The 14,553-nt window shown below is 47.9% G+C and carries 14 protein-coding genes; 11 read left to right on the top strand and 3 right to left on the bottom strand.

The features are described 5' to 3' along the window. Positions 1-493: 493 nt before the first annotated feature. The 3 genes from galE to ABD028_RS08975 form a co-directional block, all read right to left on the bottom strand. The gene (gene galE / locus ABD028_RS08985) at positions 494-1,510 is read right to left on the bottom strand and encodes a UDP-glucose 4-epimerase GalE (RefSeq protein WP_343844315.1); all 1,017 of its coding nucleotides are present in this window, start codon (positions 1,508-1,510) and stop codon (positions 494-496) included. Between the two features lie 11 nt (positions 1,511-1,521). After that, a complete protein-coding gene (locus ABD028_RS08980) occupies positions 1,522-1,815 on the bottom strand; it encodes a DUF6170 family protein (RefSeq protein ID WP_343844313.1) in 294 nt (97 codons plus the stop codon). A 168-nt stretch (positions 1,816-1,983) separates the two neighbouring features. Further along, the gene (locus ABD028_RS08975; protein ID WP_102798361.1) at positions 1,984-3,537 is read right to left on the bottom strand and encodes a peptide MFS transporter; all 1,554 of its coding nucleotides are present in this window, start codon (positions 3,535-3,537) and stop codon (positions 1,984-1,986) included. A gap of 394 nt (positions 3,538-3,931) precedes the next feature. Here ABD028_RS08975 and ABD028_RS08970 point away from each other — a divergent pair, with 394 nt between their 5' ends. The 11 genes from ABD028_RS08970 (at position 3,932) to ABD028_RS08920 (ending at position 14,549) form a co-directional block, all read left to right on the top strand. Next, positions 3,932-6,676 carry an SLBB domain-containing protein gene (locus ABD028_RS08970; protein ID WP_343844310.1) on the top strand — a complete coding sequence of 915 codons (2,745 nt, stop codon included), beginning with the start codon at positions 3,932-3,934 and terminating at the stop codon, positions 6,674-6,676. Positions 6,677-6,723: 47 nt separating this feature from the next. Next, positions 6,724-7,131 carry a type II secretion system major pseudopilin GspG gene (gene gspG, locus ABD028_RS08965; protein WP_343844308.1) on the top strand — a complete coding sequence of 136 codons (408 nt, stop codon included), beginning with the start codon at positions 6,724-6,726 and terminating at the stop codon, positions 7,129-7,131. Beyond that, complete coding sequence (locus tag ABD028_RS08960) at positions 7,109-8,779, top strand: GspE/PulE family protein (protein WP_343844306.1); 1,671 nt, start codon at positions 7,109-7,111, stop codon at positions 8,777-8,779. The genes gspG and ABD028_RS08960 overlap by 23 nt, the downstream gene beginning before the upstream one ends. After that, positions 8,776-9,984, top strand: a complete 1,209-nt coding sequence (locus ABD028_RS08955) for a type II secretion system F family protein (protein WP_343844305.1) — start codon at positions 8,776-8,778, stop codon at positions 9,982-9,984. The genes ABD028_RS08960 and ABD028_RS08955 overlap by 4 nt, the downstream gene beginning before the upstream one ends. Before the next feature lie 12 nt (positions 9,985-9,996). Then, positions 9,997-10,392, top strand: a complete 396-nt coding sequence (locus ABD028_RS08950) for a pilus assembly FimT family protein (protein ID WP_343844303.1) — start codon at positions 9,997-9,999, stop codon at positions 10,390-10,392. A gap of 32 nt (positions 10,393-10,424) precedes the next feature. After that, positions 10,425-10,805: a hypothetical protein gene (locus ABD028_RS08945; protein ID WP_486303256.1), complete on the top strand. Its 381-nt coding sequence runs from the start codon at positions 10,425-10,427 to the stop codon at positions 10,803-10,805. Beyond that, positions 10,802-11,473, top strand: a complete 672-nt coding sequence (locus tag ABD028_RS08940) for a PulJ/GspJ family protein (protein ID WP_343844299.1) — start codon at positions 10,802-10,804, stop codon at positions 11,471-11,473. The genes ABD028_RS08945 and ABD028_RS08940 overlap by 4 nt, the downstream gene beginning before the upstream one ends. After that, positions 11,454-12,332: a type II secretion system minor pseudopilin gene (locus ABD028_RS08935; protein WP_343844297.1), complete on the top strand. Its 879-nt coding sequence runs from the start codon at positions 11,454-11,456 to the stop codon at positions 12,330-12,332. Before ABD028_RS08940 ends, ABD028_RS08935 begins: the two co-directional genes overlap by 20 nt. A 69-nt stretch (positions 12,333-12,401) precedes the next feature. Further along, complete coding sequence (locus ABD028_RS08930; RefSeq protein WP_343844295.1) at positions 12,402-13,469, top strand: hypothetical protein; 1,068 nt, start codon at positions 12,402-12,404, stop codon at positions 13,467-13,469. Beyond that, positions 13,462-14,019: a GspMb/PilO family protein gene (locus ABD028_RS08925; protein WP_343844292.1), complete on the top strand. Its 558-nt coding sequence runs from the start codon at positions 13,462-13,464 to the stop codon at positions 14,017-14,019. The genes ABD028_RS08930 and ABD028_RS08925 overlap by 8 nt, the downstream gene beginning before the upstream one ends. Next, complete coding sequence (locus ABD028_RS08920; RefSeq protein WP_343844290.1) at positions 14,019-14,549, top strand: hypothetical protein; 531 nt, start codon at positions 14,019-14,021, stop codon at positions 14,547-14,549. Before ABD028_RS08925 ends, ABD028_RS08920 begins: the two co-directional genes overlap by 1 nt. Positions 14,550-14,553 lie beyond the last annotated feature (4 nt).

The following is a 14,553-nucleotide window of genomic DNA, read 5'->3' as shown; positions in this document are numbered from 1 at the left end:
AAACGAGTCAGAACGAAGATACTGGCGTAACTATAAACCTGTGGCCAATATGACTTGACCACTACATACATTGTCACCACAGCGGCACGAAGAACACGGAGATTCACAGAGATTTCAGGGCTTTCTCTCGGCGTACTCCGCGGCTCTGCGAGAATGGCTTTAGCTGAAAGCGGAATGCTTCTCGCAGTGACGCGGTGGCGCAGAGAAAGGCACGCAGAGTATTCAACGCTTTCAATTCCTCTGTGTTCTCTGTGTCTCCGTGGTTTTTCTGCTTTTACGCAAATACATTGTCACCACAGAGGCACGAAGAGCACGGAGATTCACAGAGGTTTCAGGGCATTGTCTCGGCGAACTCCGCGGCTTGGCGTGATACCGGAATCTTCACACAGAGACGCTGAGGGCGCTGAGAAAAGCTCGCAGAGTTATAAAGCCTTTAATTCCTCTGTGTTCTCTGTGCCTCTGTGGTTTTTCTCATCTTTCTTAAAAAGCTGGTTCAGGCTTGGTAGCCGTTAGGATTTTGCGACTGCCAGCGCCAGGTGTCCTGACACATTTCCTCGATGCCTTTTTCTGCTTTCCAATTGAGCTCACGTTCTGCCAGACTGGCATCGGCATAACAGGACGCCACGTCACCAGCGCGGCGCGGGGCAATTTTATAGGGCACCGTTTTACCGCTGGCCTGTTCAAAGGCTTTTACCATATCCAGTACGCTATAGCCCTGACCGGTCCCCAAATTGTAGACTTTAAGGCCCGCTCCAGGCAGTTTATCCAGCGCTTTTAAGTGGCCAGCCGCCAGATCCTGCACATGAATATAATCGCGCACGCCGGTACCGTCCGGCGTCGGATAGTCATCGCCAAATACGGCCAGTTGTTCACGACGTCCGGTCGCCACCTGGGCAACAAAGGGCATCAGGTTATTGGGAATACCATTAGGGTCTTCACCAATTTGCCCTGAAGGGTGGGCACCGACCGGGTTAAAGTAACGCAGCAGGGTAATATTCCAGCTTGGGTCGGCTTTATGCAGATCCTGCAGGATCAGTTCCACCATCAGTTTGGATTGGCCATAAGGGTTGGTCGGACGGCCGGTTGGCATGGATTCCAGCAATGGCAGGCTGACCGGGTCGCCGTACACAGTGGCAGAAGAGCTAAACACCAGGTTTTTTACGCCATTGGCCTGCATGGCTTCACATAAGGTCAAAGTGCCATAGACGTTGTTCTGATAGTAACGCAGGGGCTGTTCAACCGACTCGCCCACGGCCTTGAGGCCAGCAAAATGCACAACCGCGTCAATCTGCTGCTGTGCGAACAAGGTGTTCAGCAGGTCGGCGTCGCGAATATCACCTTCAACAAAGCTAAGGGGTTTGCCACACAGTTCTTGTACCCGCTGCAGGGACGCTTTTGAGGCATTACTCAGATTATCCAGCACGGTGACTTGATGATTTGCTTCAAGAAGTTGCAGCACCGTATGGCTGCCAATATAGCCAGCGCCGCCGGTCACCAGAATATGAGACATAAAGACCTTCCTTATTGGTTGCGATCCAAACTGATATATTTCTCGCACAGGCCATATTGTAAAGGCCTGAGCAGTAAGGGATAAGCCAACAATACCAATGCCACCCAAATAATTGCCGTCCAGTCGTCGGACAAACGTAAAATCAGTACAAAGGGTGGCAGCAATACCAGCAGTTTGACCAGGTTAAGCAGCATCTTCTCGGGGCCGGTAAGCTTGCTACTGGCTTCTCTTAGTTTGTGTAGCCGCTGCTGCAAAGGCAGTTGGGCCAGGGCCGGAATGTGACGAGAAGAAAAATACAATTTCATGGCATAGTTGCTTGTTTGGCAATGGCGGCAAGCTTACCCGAAATTGTCCGGTGATGCAGTGTTTGGCGGGGTTTAGAGCGAGAAAAATAAAAACGCCCGGCGAACCGGGCGTTAGGGGCTGGATTTGAACAAAATCTATACTCGAAAGACAAACAGCCCCTTGATATCTTATCCGTGGCTGGCTTGTGCCTGGCCAACCGGTGTGGCCGGACCACTTTGTGCGTCAGGCTTGTCTGCCAGTTTTTCCCAGTGGCGGGTTTTTAATGCCAGCAGGAAAATCACGATGCCAACCGCAATGCTGAACAGGGTGATTTGCATAAACAGATCCGGCATTTCGGCTGGTTTCTCCGGGTCGAAGTTACCGGCCAACAGGCCTGCTACTACATTGCCTATGGAGTAAGTCAGTACAAACACACCCATCATCTGGCCAGCCATGCGCTTAGGCGACAACTTGCTGACTGCGCTAAGCGCGACAGGGCTTAAGCACAGTTCACCAACGGTATGCAGGAAGTAGGTGGCAATTAGCCAGAAAGGTGCCACTTTCAGGCCACTGGCGGCCAACTGAGCGGCAAAGAACATAGTGATAAAACCGGTGGCCATAATTACCAGGCCTAAGGCGCTCTTAAAGCCATAGGAAGGGTTGATCATACGTTTGCTCAGGTTGATCCACAGCGCCGCGAAGAAGGGCGACATAATCACCAGAAAAATAGAGTTGGCAGACTGGAACCAGGCGGTGGGAATTTCAAAGGTGCCAATCATGCGGTCGGTTAAATCGCGGCCAAATAAGTTCAGCGAAGAACCGGCTTGCTCAAAACCGGCCCAGAAGCAAGTAGATGCCACGCAGACCAGGAACAGTGCCAGCAAACGACGGGTTTCATCGCCGCTCAGTTTGCCAAACATAAAAATAGCCAGGTAGTACAGCAGGAACACCGCAGTGATGGCAATGGCTACATACTGAGCCATGCTAACCGGATTGATGCTGATTTGGCCATTCATGGTTAAAACAGTAATCAGGGCCAATGCGATCAGAAAGCCGACGATAATTGTCCAGCTTAACCTTGCGGCACCAGGTGACAGTGGCTCAGTCGGACCATTACCAATATTGGCCAGTTTGGGTAAGGTCATTCGATACTGAATCAGACCCAGGCCCATACCCACTGCTGCGGCACCAAAAGCCCAGTGCCAGCCCATATTGGTTTGCAGGTAACCACAGACAAAATAACCAATAATGGAGCCCATATTAATACCCATATAATACAGGGTATAACCGGCATCGCGGCGGTCGTCATTGTCGCTGTACAGCTGGCCAACCAAGGCACCAATATTTGGTTTCAGCAGACCGGTGCCCAGTACCACCAGAATCAAACCGATAAAGAAGGTGTGGTCTGAAGGGATAGCCAGCACAATATGGCCGGACATAATAATGATACCGCCGTACCACACGGCTTTTTGCCCGCCGATTAAGCGGTCTGCCATCCAGCCGCCGGGCAGGCCCATAAAATATACCGCACCAGTGTACAAACCATAGATCGCCGTGGCCGAGGCCACCGTGATGGCCAGGCCTTGCTCTTGCAAGCTGGCGGTCATAAACAATACCAGCAGGGCGCGCATGCCGTAGTAACTCATACGCTCCCACATTTCGGTGAAAAACAGGGTGGATAAGCCGCCGGGATGGCCAAAAAAGGCCTTATCTAATTGACTGTTATTTGAAGGCGTTGTCATAGACCAAGCCCCCCCTCAATGCGGCGCAGGGCCGGCAAACTCATGTCGGATGGTTTCATTGATCCTTCCTTATTTAGTAATAATTATCAGGAAACAAAGGCTTAGCCGGTTGAGCTGCAGTGTGGGTACAAAAAACCAGCAAACACGCCTGTTGCAAGCGCCCGGTTATACAGCCGCAGCCGGTTAAATGCAAGCGATGCAGATTGCCTGCAAGCAGTAGGGAACCTTCCTGTAAATGATGAATCAGACAATGTTTGGCATAAAACAGTCACTTACAAATGTCTGGCCCGGCCGACCCCTATTCGGTCAACAATAGATTGTTAGTTGCTGTTATCTTTCGTTAGAATACCGCGGTTTGGAAGACCGCCATATAACCAGATGTTGGACTGATTTGATGAACTTTTTACGGATTACCGCGCTTTTAACTTTCTTGCTGATGCTGATTACGCAGTCTGCAACGGCAGTGACACTTAGCCAGGATCAAATCAACAGGTTGAAAAATATGTCGCCTCAGGAGCGGCAAATGCTGGCCACGCAAATGGGCATTGACCTGTCCAGCCTGGAACAAATGGGGCTAAGTCGCGGGACTGATGGCGCCACTAATAATCAAAATCGTCAGGGCAACCAGATTTACCCCAGAGGCACGCAGTTTGACGAATTCGGCAACCCTATTTCCCCTGAGCAGGAGATGCTCAACGACAAGCTAAGGAAAGAAGAGGACAAAGAGCTCAAACTCTATGGTCTGGATATTTTTGCCAATGCACCTTCCACCTTCACACCAGTAAATAATGTGCCAGTGCCAGCCAATTACCTTATTGGCCCGGGCGATCAATTGCTGGTGCAATTTTATGGCAAGGAAAATCAGGAATTTCAGCTGGTGGTCAATCGGGATGGCACCTTGGTGATCCCAAAACTGGGGCCTGTCAGTGCTGCCGGTAAAACCTTTTCAGAATTGAAAGGTTATCTGACCGACGTGGTTAAACGGCAGATTATTGGTGTAGAGATTGCCGTTTCCATGGGCGAACTTCGCACAATACAAGTGTTGGTCATGGGCGAAGCATTTAAACCGGGTTCCTATAACATCAGTTCATTGTCCACTATCACCCATGCATTGTTTGCCAGTGGCGGGGTGACGGACATTGCCTCGTTACGTAATATCCAGTTAAAACGCGGTGGCAAGTTGGTTGAAACGCTGGACTTGTATGACCTGCTTAACGCAGGTGATTCGTCAAAGGATGCCTTGTTGCAGTCTGGCGATGTGGTGTTTGTACCAGCAGTGGACAAAACCGTGCGGGTTGATGGCTTGGTACGTCGCCCGGCGATTTATGAACTTAAGCACGAAGAAAGTCTGTCTGACGTGATTAAGCTGGCTGGTGGCCGGTTGCCCGAAGGCTATGCCAAGGCGGTTGGGGTAAAACGTTATCAGCAAGGTGTTCAGGTGCAACTCACTGTGGACCTGACTCAGGACGACATTAAAGTTCAATCTGGCGATGAGATTAGGGTTGCCAAAGTGGCGCCGCACGTGGCTGACGCAGTCACTCTGATTGGCGCGGTGGCCAGGCCAGGTAAGTATCAATGGCAAGACGGTATGCGGGTCTCTGCTTTGTTGGGTAATAAGCGTTCCGCACTGCTTGAAACCGCGGATATGAGCTATGTGCTGATTCTGCGCGACAAAAATGACAATGGCGATCTCAGTATTCTGCAAGCTGACTTAACCTTATTACATAGGGGCAGTAACTACGACCCGCAACTTATGCCCAACGACAGATTGCTGGTATTTTCCCGCATAGAAAGCGAGTCCATTGGTGATATCAAGTTAGAAGACCTGGCCTATACCGATGAAGAATTGACGGAGCAGGAAAAGGAAAAGTGGGAAAAGCGCATTGAGGACAAGCTGTTCTGGCAGCAGTTGGGGCTAAACGAAAACCCAACTCAGCAGGACAGTTTTGACGATGATATGCAAATGTTGTCTGCACAGACGCTGGTGGAACTAAGTGAATCTGAGCGTGAGAAAATACTGGAGTTTAAAGATACCACCTATTTCTCCCGCAAACGCATGTTGGCGCCGGTGATCGCCAAGTTGCGTGAGCAGGCCAAGCTTGGCGAACCATTGCAGTTGGTTGAGATTGTCGGTGAAGTTAAAGTACCGGGAGTCTACCCCCTTTCCAACAACGCTGAGATATTGGACCTGATTAAGGCCGCTGGTGGTTTGACCGAATCCTCTTATGGGCATAATTCCGAAATTACCCGCACCCAGATCAATGCCAAAGGTATTGCGGAAGTAAGTCATATTAACTTCAGTCCCATGGCGGTGCTGGAAGATGCTGCGACAGCAAATATCAAACTACAGAGCAAAGACAGGGTAAATATATTTACCATCCCATCTTGGCAAGAGAATCTGCGTGTTACGGTAAAAGGTGAAGTGGAGTTTCCCGGTGAATACACCATTCGCCGTGGTGAGCGTTTGTCAGATCTTCTGACGCGGGTCGGAGGGTTAACTAACTATGGTGAGGCATCAGCTGCCATCTTTACCCGCGAATCCTTGAAAGAAAGAGAAAGAGAAAACCTGGTCAGACTGGCTGAAGAGCTGCGTAAGCAGATTGCGTCTGAGAGCTTGAGAAGACAGTCAGGAGCCGGCGCTATGGTGAGTTACGACCAGGCTAAGAACCTTCTGCGTGACTTGACTAAAGTGGCACCTGTCGGTCGCCTGGTTATCGATCTGAAAGGCGTGATTGAAGGTCAGGATGTCACTGATGTGGTACTGGAAGATGGTGATACCTTGTATATTCCCGGCCGAACGCAGGCTGTTAATGTGATTGGTGAGGTATATGTTCCTACCTCACACTTATATACCGCGGGCCTGACATATGAAGAATATATATCCAGAAGTGGTGGATACAAAGATTTGGCAGCTAAGAGCAAGACCTATGTGATCCACGCTGATGGTTCGGTAACAGTTCCGGGGCGCAATGACAATTTTTGGTTTTCAAGCAGCCAGGAAAAAGCCGGCATTATTCCTGGTGACACCATTGTCGTTCCCTTTGACTCTGACTACATAGACAACATGACACTTTGGACTAACGCTACGCAAATTGTTTATCAATTGGCGGTATCGATTGCCGCGATTAGTAGCTTGTAATTAGGGTTTATTCAGAATTTCGTGAGCATACCAGGAGTTTAGTATTTATGAATAGATTGAGGTTAAAGGTTAATGGTTTCACCATGATGGAGCTGTTGATCGTCATTATGATTATTGGTTTGCTAGCATCACTTGTGGCACCCAAGATGTTTTCCAAAGTAGATTCGACTCAAAGGAAAACTGCCGCTGCGCAAATGCAAATGTTTGAAACCGCTTTGGACACTTACCGCCTTGATTTAGGGAGCTATCCAAAAAGCCTGGATGAGCTGGTGCAATCATCAAGTTCTGGATGGGATGGCCCCTATTTGCCTAAAGCTGTGCCAATGGACCCCTGGGGAACGCCCTATGCTTATCAGTCGCCAGGCCCGGCAGGTGAGCCTTATAGCCTGATGTCATATGGTAAAGATAAGATACCTGGGGGCGAAGGCGATAATGCCGATATCATACACCGTTGAGCAATTTGAATCTGTATTACTAGATGCTGGGGTCAGTCAGCAAGATCTGGAAAAAGCGAAAACCTATCAGAGAAAATTCGGGGGAGAGATTGAGCAATTATTGCTTAATCTGGGGGCGCTTGCTGAAGAGCAACTGACAGATATTTATGCCTCTTTGCTGTCTACACCAGTTCTAGACAATCTGGATGGGTTGGAGAAGCAAAACGAAATTGGGCTAAATGAAACCTTTCTCTTAAGTAGAAAGTGGCTTGCGCTTAATAGACAAGCAAATGTCGTCCGTTTTATTACCAGTCAGCCACTCAATTGGGATGTACAGCAGTATCTTGAACTTACTGAAGTTGAACCTGAGATCCTGCTTTGTAATGACGCTTTGTTTGAACAGGCGCGTTCTTTATGGTTTGAAAGTGTTGACGGAATTGCCAGAAACAAGGACGAAGTTGAAGGACTATCGGATACTGAGGAAGACAGACTTAGAGAACTAGCCAGTGAAGCCCCTACTGTTAATTTGCTTAATTCTTTGATCTCTAAAGGATTGAAGCTTGGCGCTTCGGATATGCATATAGAGCCGGTTGAATCGCGTGCCCGGGTCAGGTACCGCATTGACGGGGTATTGCACGATCTGGATACCATTCCCCGCCGATTACAATTGCCTGTTGTGTCCCGATTGAAGATCCTATCTGGGATGGATATAGCAGAAAAACGTCGTCCTCAGGATGGCAAAATTGAATTGAAAATCGCCAACACTGAACTGGACATACGGGTTTCTGCCCTGCCATTAAATGATGGCGAAAGTGTTGTGTTGCGTTTTTTGCGCAAAGATTCGGTGCGTTATGATATGGAAGTGCTTGGGTTGGCACCGGATATCCAGCAATGGCTGGATGAAGATCTAACACACACCGCAGGCGTGATTTTGCTCACAGGCCCGACCGGATCAGGTAAAACCACGACGCTTTATACTTTCCTTAATAAGCTTAATTCTGATCAAGTTAAGATCATTACTTTGGAGGATCCTGTTGAGTATCAACTGGATGGCGTAAACCAAGTGCAGGTTAACGCAGATATCGGTTTTACCTTCGCAGCCGGCTTACGCAGTATTGTACGTCAAGACCCTGATGTCATTATGGTGGGGGAAATCCGCGATAAGGAATCAGCACAAATTGCTATGCAGTCTGCGTTAACTGGACACTTGGTATTTTCCACCGTGCATACCAATGACGCACCCAGTGCTTATACCCGACTGATTGATTTAGGTGTGGAAGAGTTCCTTCTTAATGCTGCTATTGTTTCTATTGTTGCGCAGCGTCTGGCCAGAAAATTGTGTCCACATTGTGCGAAGAAGCATCCAGAAGCATTGGAACTGATTGATAAATACGGGCTTACCAACTTTGCTTCTAAAGATGAAATTTCTCTTTTGGCGCCAGTGGGGTGTGATAGATGTGATAACACCGGGTACAAAGGGCGGACGGCCATTGTTGAATACCTGAGATGTGACGATAAACTGCGTGCTTTGGACAAAGGGTCAGGGTTTGTGCAGGCTGCCAAAGCGTTGAACAAAGATCTTGGGCGTAGAACCTTACTTGAAGATGGCTTGTTAAAAGCCGTCCGCGGTATTACCAGTATTGAAGAAGTTATAAGAGTTGCCGGATGAGCCAGTTCCAATACACCGCCTATGACAGCATGGGCGCTAAGGTTTCAGGCGAGATCACCTCCGATTCTGAGCAGACCGCAAGAACGGAACTGCAGCGTAAAAATCTTATTGTGACCGAGTTGAAGCTAAAAGCTGCAGATAGGACTTGGTTTTCATTGAGTATGGGCAGAAACCGGGTCTCGCTCAAACAGCTTGAGTTTATCACCTCGGAGTTGGCAATATTGCTACGCAGTGGTGTTCGATTTGACCGCGGACTAACCATATTGCTAAAAGGAGCAAAAGAACCAGGTCTTGCAAGGCTGCTCACCGATATCGCCAAGGAGATAAAATCTGGCAAAGGTATTGCGGAAACATTTTCGCAATTTCCCAATGTATTTGATCCTTTGTATATCAGCATGATCAAGTTGGGTGAAGCGTCAGGAGAGTTGGATGAAGTCTTCCTTCGGTTAGCAAAAGACCTTAAATTCAGGCGCTCGTTACAGCAAAAGATACTGCAAGCAGTGACCTACCCGACGGTTATCCTGTTTGTCTGTATAGCGTCAATACTCTTTGTCCTGAACTACATTGTTCCGCAAATGTCCAGCTTGTTTGAGGGCAATGATGCGTTACCGGTTTATACGGAAATATTGCTTTTTACCAGTCAGTGGTTCAGAGACTATCAGATCTATCTGGGGGGCGGATTATTGCTTTTGGTGATGTTGTTCATCAAGGGGCGTGAGTCCCCGCAAGTGAAATCACGAATGGATGACTGGTTACTAGGACTACCTGTATTGGGTAAAGCCGTGTTGCTGATTGAACGAATTCGCTTCAATTCGTCTATGGCGATGATGTTGTCTAGCGGTGTTTCTTTGATTCAGGCCTTGAACCTTTCTGCTGGAACTATAAAAAATAAGCAAATTGCTAAACATGCTGAAACGTCGGTAAATCATGTCAAGCAGGGAGGGAGTCTGACCAATGCCCTGGGAATGACGCCTTTGTTCAGTGACTTTAATCTGTCTCTTGTTGAAGTTGGCGAAGAGAGTGGTGAACTGGCTCCGGTGTTTGATGAAATTGCCGAGCGTTCACGCAGTGATTTTGAAGGATGGGTGCAAACTTTGACATCAATGATCGAGCCAATGTTGATTTTAGTGATGGGCGCCATAGTTGGCTCGGTCGTTGTGGTGATGCTGCTTAGTATCGTGTCAGCCAACGATGTTGCATTTTAAGCTAGAGTGTCGATGAAGCGCCTCTCCGGATTTACCTTGCTTGAGCTCATAGTGGTGTTGTCCATTGTCGGGTTACTCATGTCTTTAGTCGGCCCGGCCTTATTTACGACACTAGACAAAGTAAGAGTACAATCTGAAGTCAGAAAGCTCGAGGGGGTGATTTTTAAACTTAGCAATCAGGCTTTCTTGTATGGGCGTGAAATTGATGTTGTTTTGGAAGGCCAGCATTGTCAGTTTTTTTTTCAGGGAGAGGAGAAAAAACAAAGCCTCCTGCAATTTGAGCATATTCACTTTCCCAGACAGACATTCAGTGTTAACAGCCACGGATTCCTTAGTGTTTCAGAAGTGAATTATTCTGTGGACGATGTCTTGTGGGCAATGGATTTGAATAAGGTCCTATCCAAGTGAAATCAATGCGTATCGCTTCAGGATTCACACTAATGGAGGTGCTGATTGCGTCCTTCATCTTGTTTATCAGCCTTGGTACCGCAACAATGGTGTTAAATGGCGCTGTCATTGCAAATGATAAAGCCGCACAGGCCGTTGTCGAATCAAGCTCCGTAATACTCTTGCTGGATCGTATTAACCATGAGCTTAAGTCACAACATAAGCAGTCCGAAGCACAGGGAAACGGAAAATTTCGTGAATTGGATTTCAGCTGGAACGCAAGGGTTATTCAGGAAATAGCGCCCCCCGCAGCGGTATCTGATGCTGACGATAAAGTTGCCGCTGCAGCTGTGGTTAAAACCTGGCAGGTTGATTTGAATGTTAGGCTGGGAAACAGGCAGCAGAGCTTTGAATACAAGGAAATAAGTTGGTGAGGTCAATTCGAGGCTTTTCACTGATTGAGTTGTTGGTTGCTACTGCAATTCTATCTTCGGTTCTGCTGATATCTTCAATGGGCTACTCATTTTTTGTTAACAGATGGCAAAAGGAATCCAGCCGGTTTGAACATGTTGTTGAACAGTCAAAGCACTGGCTGTTGGTGAAGGAGGCCATCAGCGCATGTAGCACATACATGTTGAGGGGGGCTGAAAATAAGCCAATCCTGTATTTTGAGGGAAATCGCGACAGTTTTGTGGGTATTACCTCCCGGCCAATTTTTTACAAAGGAAATCCTGCTGCTATCAGGTTGTTTGTTGAACAGAATGATGATTTTTCCTATCGCCTCTGGTATCAGGAGCGTAGCCTGGCAGACATGCCTCTGACAGCCCTGGACTCAGATTTTGATTATCAGGAAAGTCTGCTGCTTTTGGATGGGGTAGGGCAGGTGGAATTATCATATTTTGGTGCAAAGGATTTGAATGCCTATACAAGTCACTTACCTTTCACATGGTGGCAAAGTTTTAATTCATTAAATCGCGGGATTCTGCCTGAGTTGATCCGGATTTCCTATTCCGGTCATCAGGGAACAGACAATTTTGTTTTCCCGCTGGCTGGCACAGATTTACGCAGCAGAAGATTGTTCGATGATACACCGCAAATCTGAGGGTATTGCACTTATCCAAGCATTACTGGTGACCATGCTGATTGCCGTGATGGCATTGAGCTTGAGTTATGGCGCCAGAGAGCGAGTTGCAGTTGCCGGGGCATTTCAGGACAGACTGCAGGCAGAGCTTCTATGGCGTACTACGCAAACTCAAGTATTGGAAGGCTTTTTCAGACATGACCTGACAAGACTCTCTGGTATGCAACTTTATGGAGCGCGTTGGAATTTCTGGGGGCAACCTTTTGTACTGGAATCCGGTGCGCAAGTGACCATTCAAGCGGTGACTGGCTTGGTGTCGCTTAACGGTGGGTCAGATGATTTACTTCAGTCTGTTCTGACTGGTGCAGGAGCGTCCAATGCACAAGCAGAAACCGTGATTAAGAGTCTTGCCGACTGGGTAGACAGCGATGATGTCCAACGCTTTAATGGCGCTGAAGCTTCATTGTATCAACAGTACAATTTTAAAAAGCCGCGTAATGGTGCGATTCAGGATGTCAGTGAATTTCGGGTTATTAACGGGATGAATGACGAGCTCTTTACGCAAATAAAGGATCTTTTGACCATTTATCCTACCTATGAGGTTAATCCGCTTTATGCTCCCCGAGCTGTAATCAATCACATCATTGCAGCTGATGTTGTGGACGAAGTGCTACGTCGTCGGCAAAGTGGTTTATCTGAGTCTGATTGGAGGCAACTACTGGGGCAAAAACAGGCCGTATCAGTAAGCCTGTATCCGGGCAATACGTTTGAGGTAAGTATTCAGGTGACATTAGGAGATGTGATATTGCGTAAGGGGTTTGTGCTGGAACTGCAAAAAAACAACCCGTCGCATCCAATGTTGGTATTGAGTAAATATTAGTTCTTTTGTTGTGACTTGATCAGCTGTTGGGGATAATGCGCTGGTTGGGGAAGGTCATTGGAGACTGGGTTGAGGAAAATATTTAAAGCCAAGCTGTTAGGGTGGATTACCCATGTTGGGGATAAGTGGCAAAGTCTGGGTAAGTATGAGCATGTATCTGAGCATACAGCTGCACGCCTGGTACTAGTCGGTAAAGAACATTGCTACGAGACCACCAAAGAGCTTCCCATCGCCTCAGTATCTGAGGCCGTCAAAGCGGCTAAACAAATGTCGGCGGATGCACCTTTTGCGGGCAAAACATATTACTTAGTTGAGTCTTTGGATCAGAACCGGTGTCTGGTGACTTTCAGTGTCATTAAAGCTGAGGTGTTTGACGCAATCGCGACCCGTGCTTGGATGGTATTGCCAGAATCGTTGCTGATAAAAGTGGCTATGGCCTTGCCCGAAAACCTGGATACCGAACAGTTCAGATTGGATATGTCCGAACGGGTTTTGTCTGTAATGAGACAAGGTGGGCACTTTCGCAGTCAGGTTATATCGGCAAGTCAAAGCGAGCAAACCTCCTCTGGCTACGCTCTTGATTATTCAGCATTTGTTTATTCAGCATTCGGCAAAGTCCCGGGACATTTGTTTACGCAGGCCTTTAACATTCAGCGACTGTCCACAAGCCTGGCGAAAGTCAACTGGCGCTTGAGCCTGCTTGGGGCCAGTATGGTTTTTATCTGCTATTTGGCGGCAAGCAGTCTTTGGCTAAATCACAGATCGGACTCGATTCGCCAGCAAGTTGCTTTGCAGCAAAAGGAACTGGATTATGTATTTAATCTTCAGCACCAAGTCGAGGTGCTGGAGAAAGAGTTGCAAGCCTGGAAAAACGAAACGCAGGCAACTCAGCTGAAGAGTGTTTTGTTGCCATTGCTACTGGACGCGGTTGAACAGAATATCGAGCTCCTTTCTTTTGTGGTCAACCAGGAAGGGATAACCGTCAGGGGCAGAGCGCCAAAGGCGACAGATGCCATTGCTTTTTTTGCCTCCCGGGATGAAATCTCCATGCCGGAATCTGTGGCGCCGGTGGTAAACAGCAGTGGCAGAGAAATTTTTTCTGTCAGATTTAATGCCCTGGGAGCCGCCGGTGAGTAAGCTAAAAAAACAAATTCTTATTGGCTTCTTGCTTGTATTGGCTGTGCTCAAATTTGTGATAGTACCTGTATTGGAATGGCAGGACGAAAAGGTAGCGCAAATTAATACGTTGGGACAGCAGTTGAGCAAAGGCACAAAGTTGCTGGCGGTCCAAAAAGAGCTGGAGCTGAAGTTACAAGCGCTGCAGGCACAAAAAGGCGATGTTCTACCCATGCTGACCACCGATGAACCCTCTGCAACACAATTCCAGTTACAGGTTCAACGAAAAATTGACGAATTGATGGCCAAACATGAATTGAATGTTCAGAACGTTAATTGGCTCACACCCAGACCGAAAGGAATGGCGGTGGAACATCGGCTTGAAATAAGAATGACGGGGGGGCTAAAGGAGTATCTTGCCCTTATGATAGATATAGAACAACAGAAACCTAAATTGGCCATTGTGGAAGTGAACAGCCTTATTTCCAATATGCGCCCGGCAGGGTATACCTTAGGCAGAGTGAACGGCAGACTAGTGATTTCGGCTTGGCAGCAGGGAGAAGCAAGATAATGCAGAAGATACCTATTGCTGTTATTGTCCTGAGTGCGTTGGCCGCAGGGGCAGACTTTTACGGGCGGCTATTAAGTGCACAACAAGAAAGCGGAACCTATGAACTGACAGAAAACACCTTTGAAATACCGCTTGGCGTATTGTCTTCAGAACAAGCGGAAAGTATCAAACAGGCTCTGGATAAGTTTGACAAAAAAGCCCCGCCAAAAGAGAGCAAACCCGCTGCCGAGCAGCCTAAGAAGTTGTATGTCATGTCAAAGGAAGAGCAACTGGCGCAAGCCGGTGCTCTGGATACTCTTTATGACGGTAACAACAAGTACAGGCTGCGCGGCACATTTGACGAAAAGAAAAGCCGCTTTGCGGTATTGGAAGTGCAGGATCTGGAATCTGGTAAGGTTGAACAGATGCAAGTGAGTGTGGGCCAATATTTGTCAGGTTACAAACTTACCGATATGACCGGCCAATCGGTAACGTTGGAGCAGAATAACAGGGTTATCAACCTCTATCTGTTCATCACTAAAAACGGATGATGTC

This window comes from Bowmanella denitrificans (assembly GCF_039522935.1).
Lineage (GTDB): Bacteria > Pseudomonadota > Gammaproteobacteria > Enterobacterales > Alteromonadaceae > Bowmanella > Bowmanella denitrificans.
This window is presented reverse-complemented; position numbering and strand designations above follow the sequence as displayed.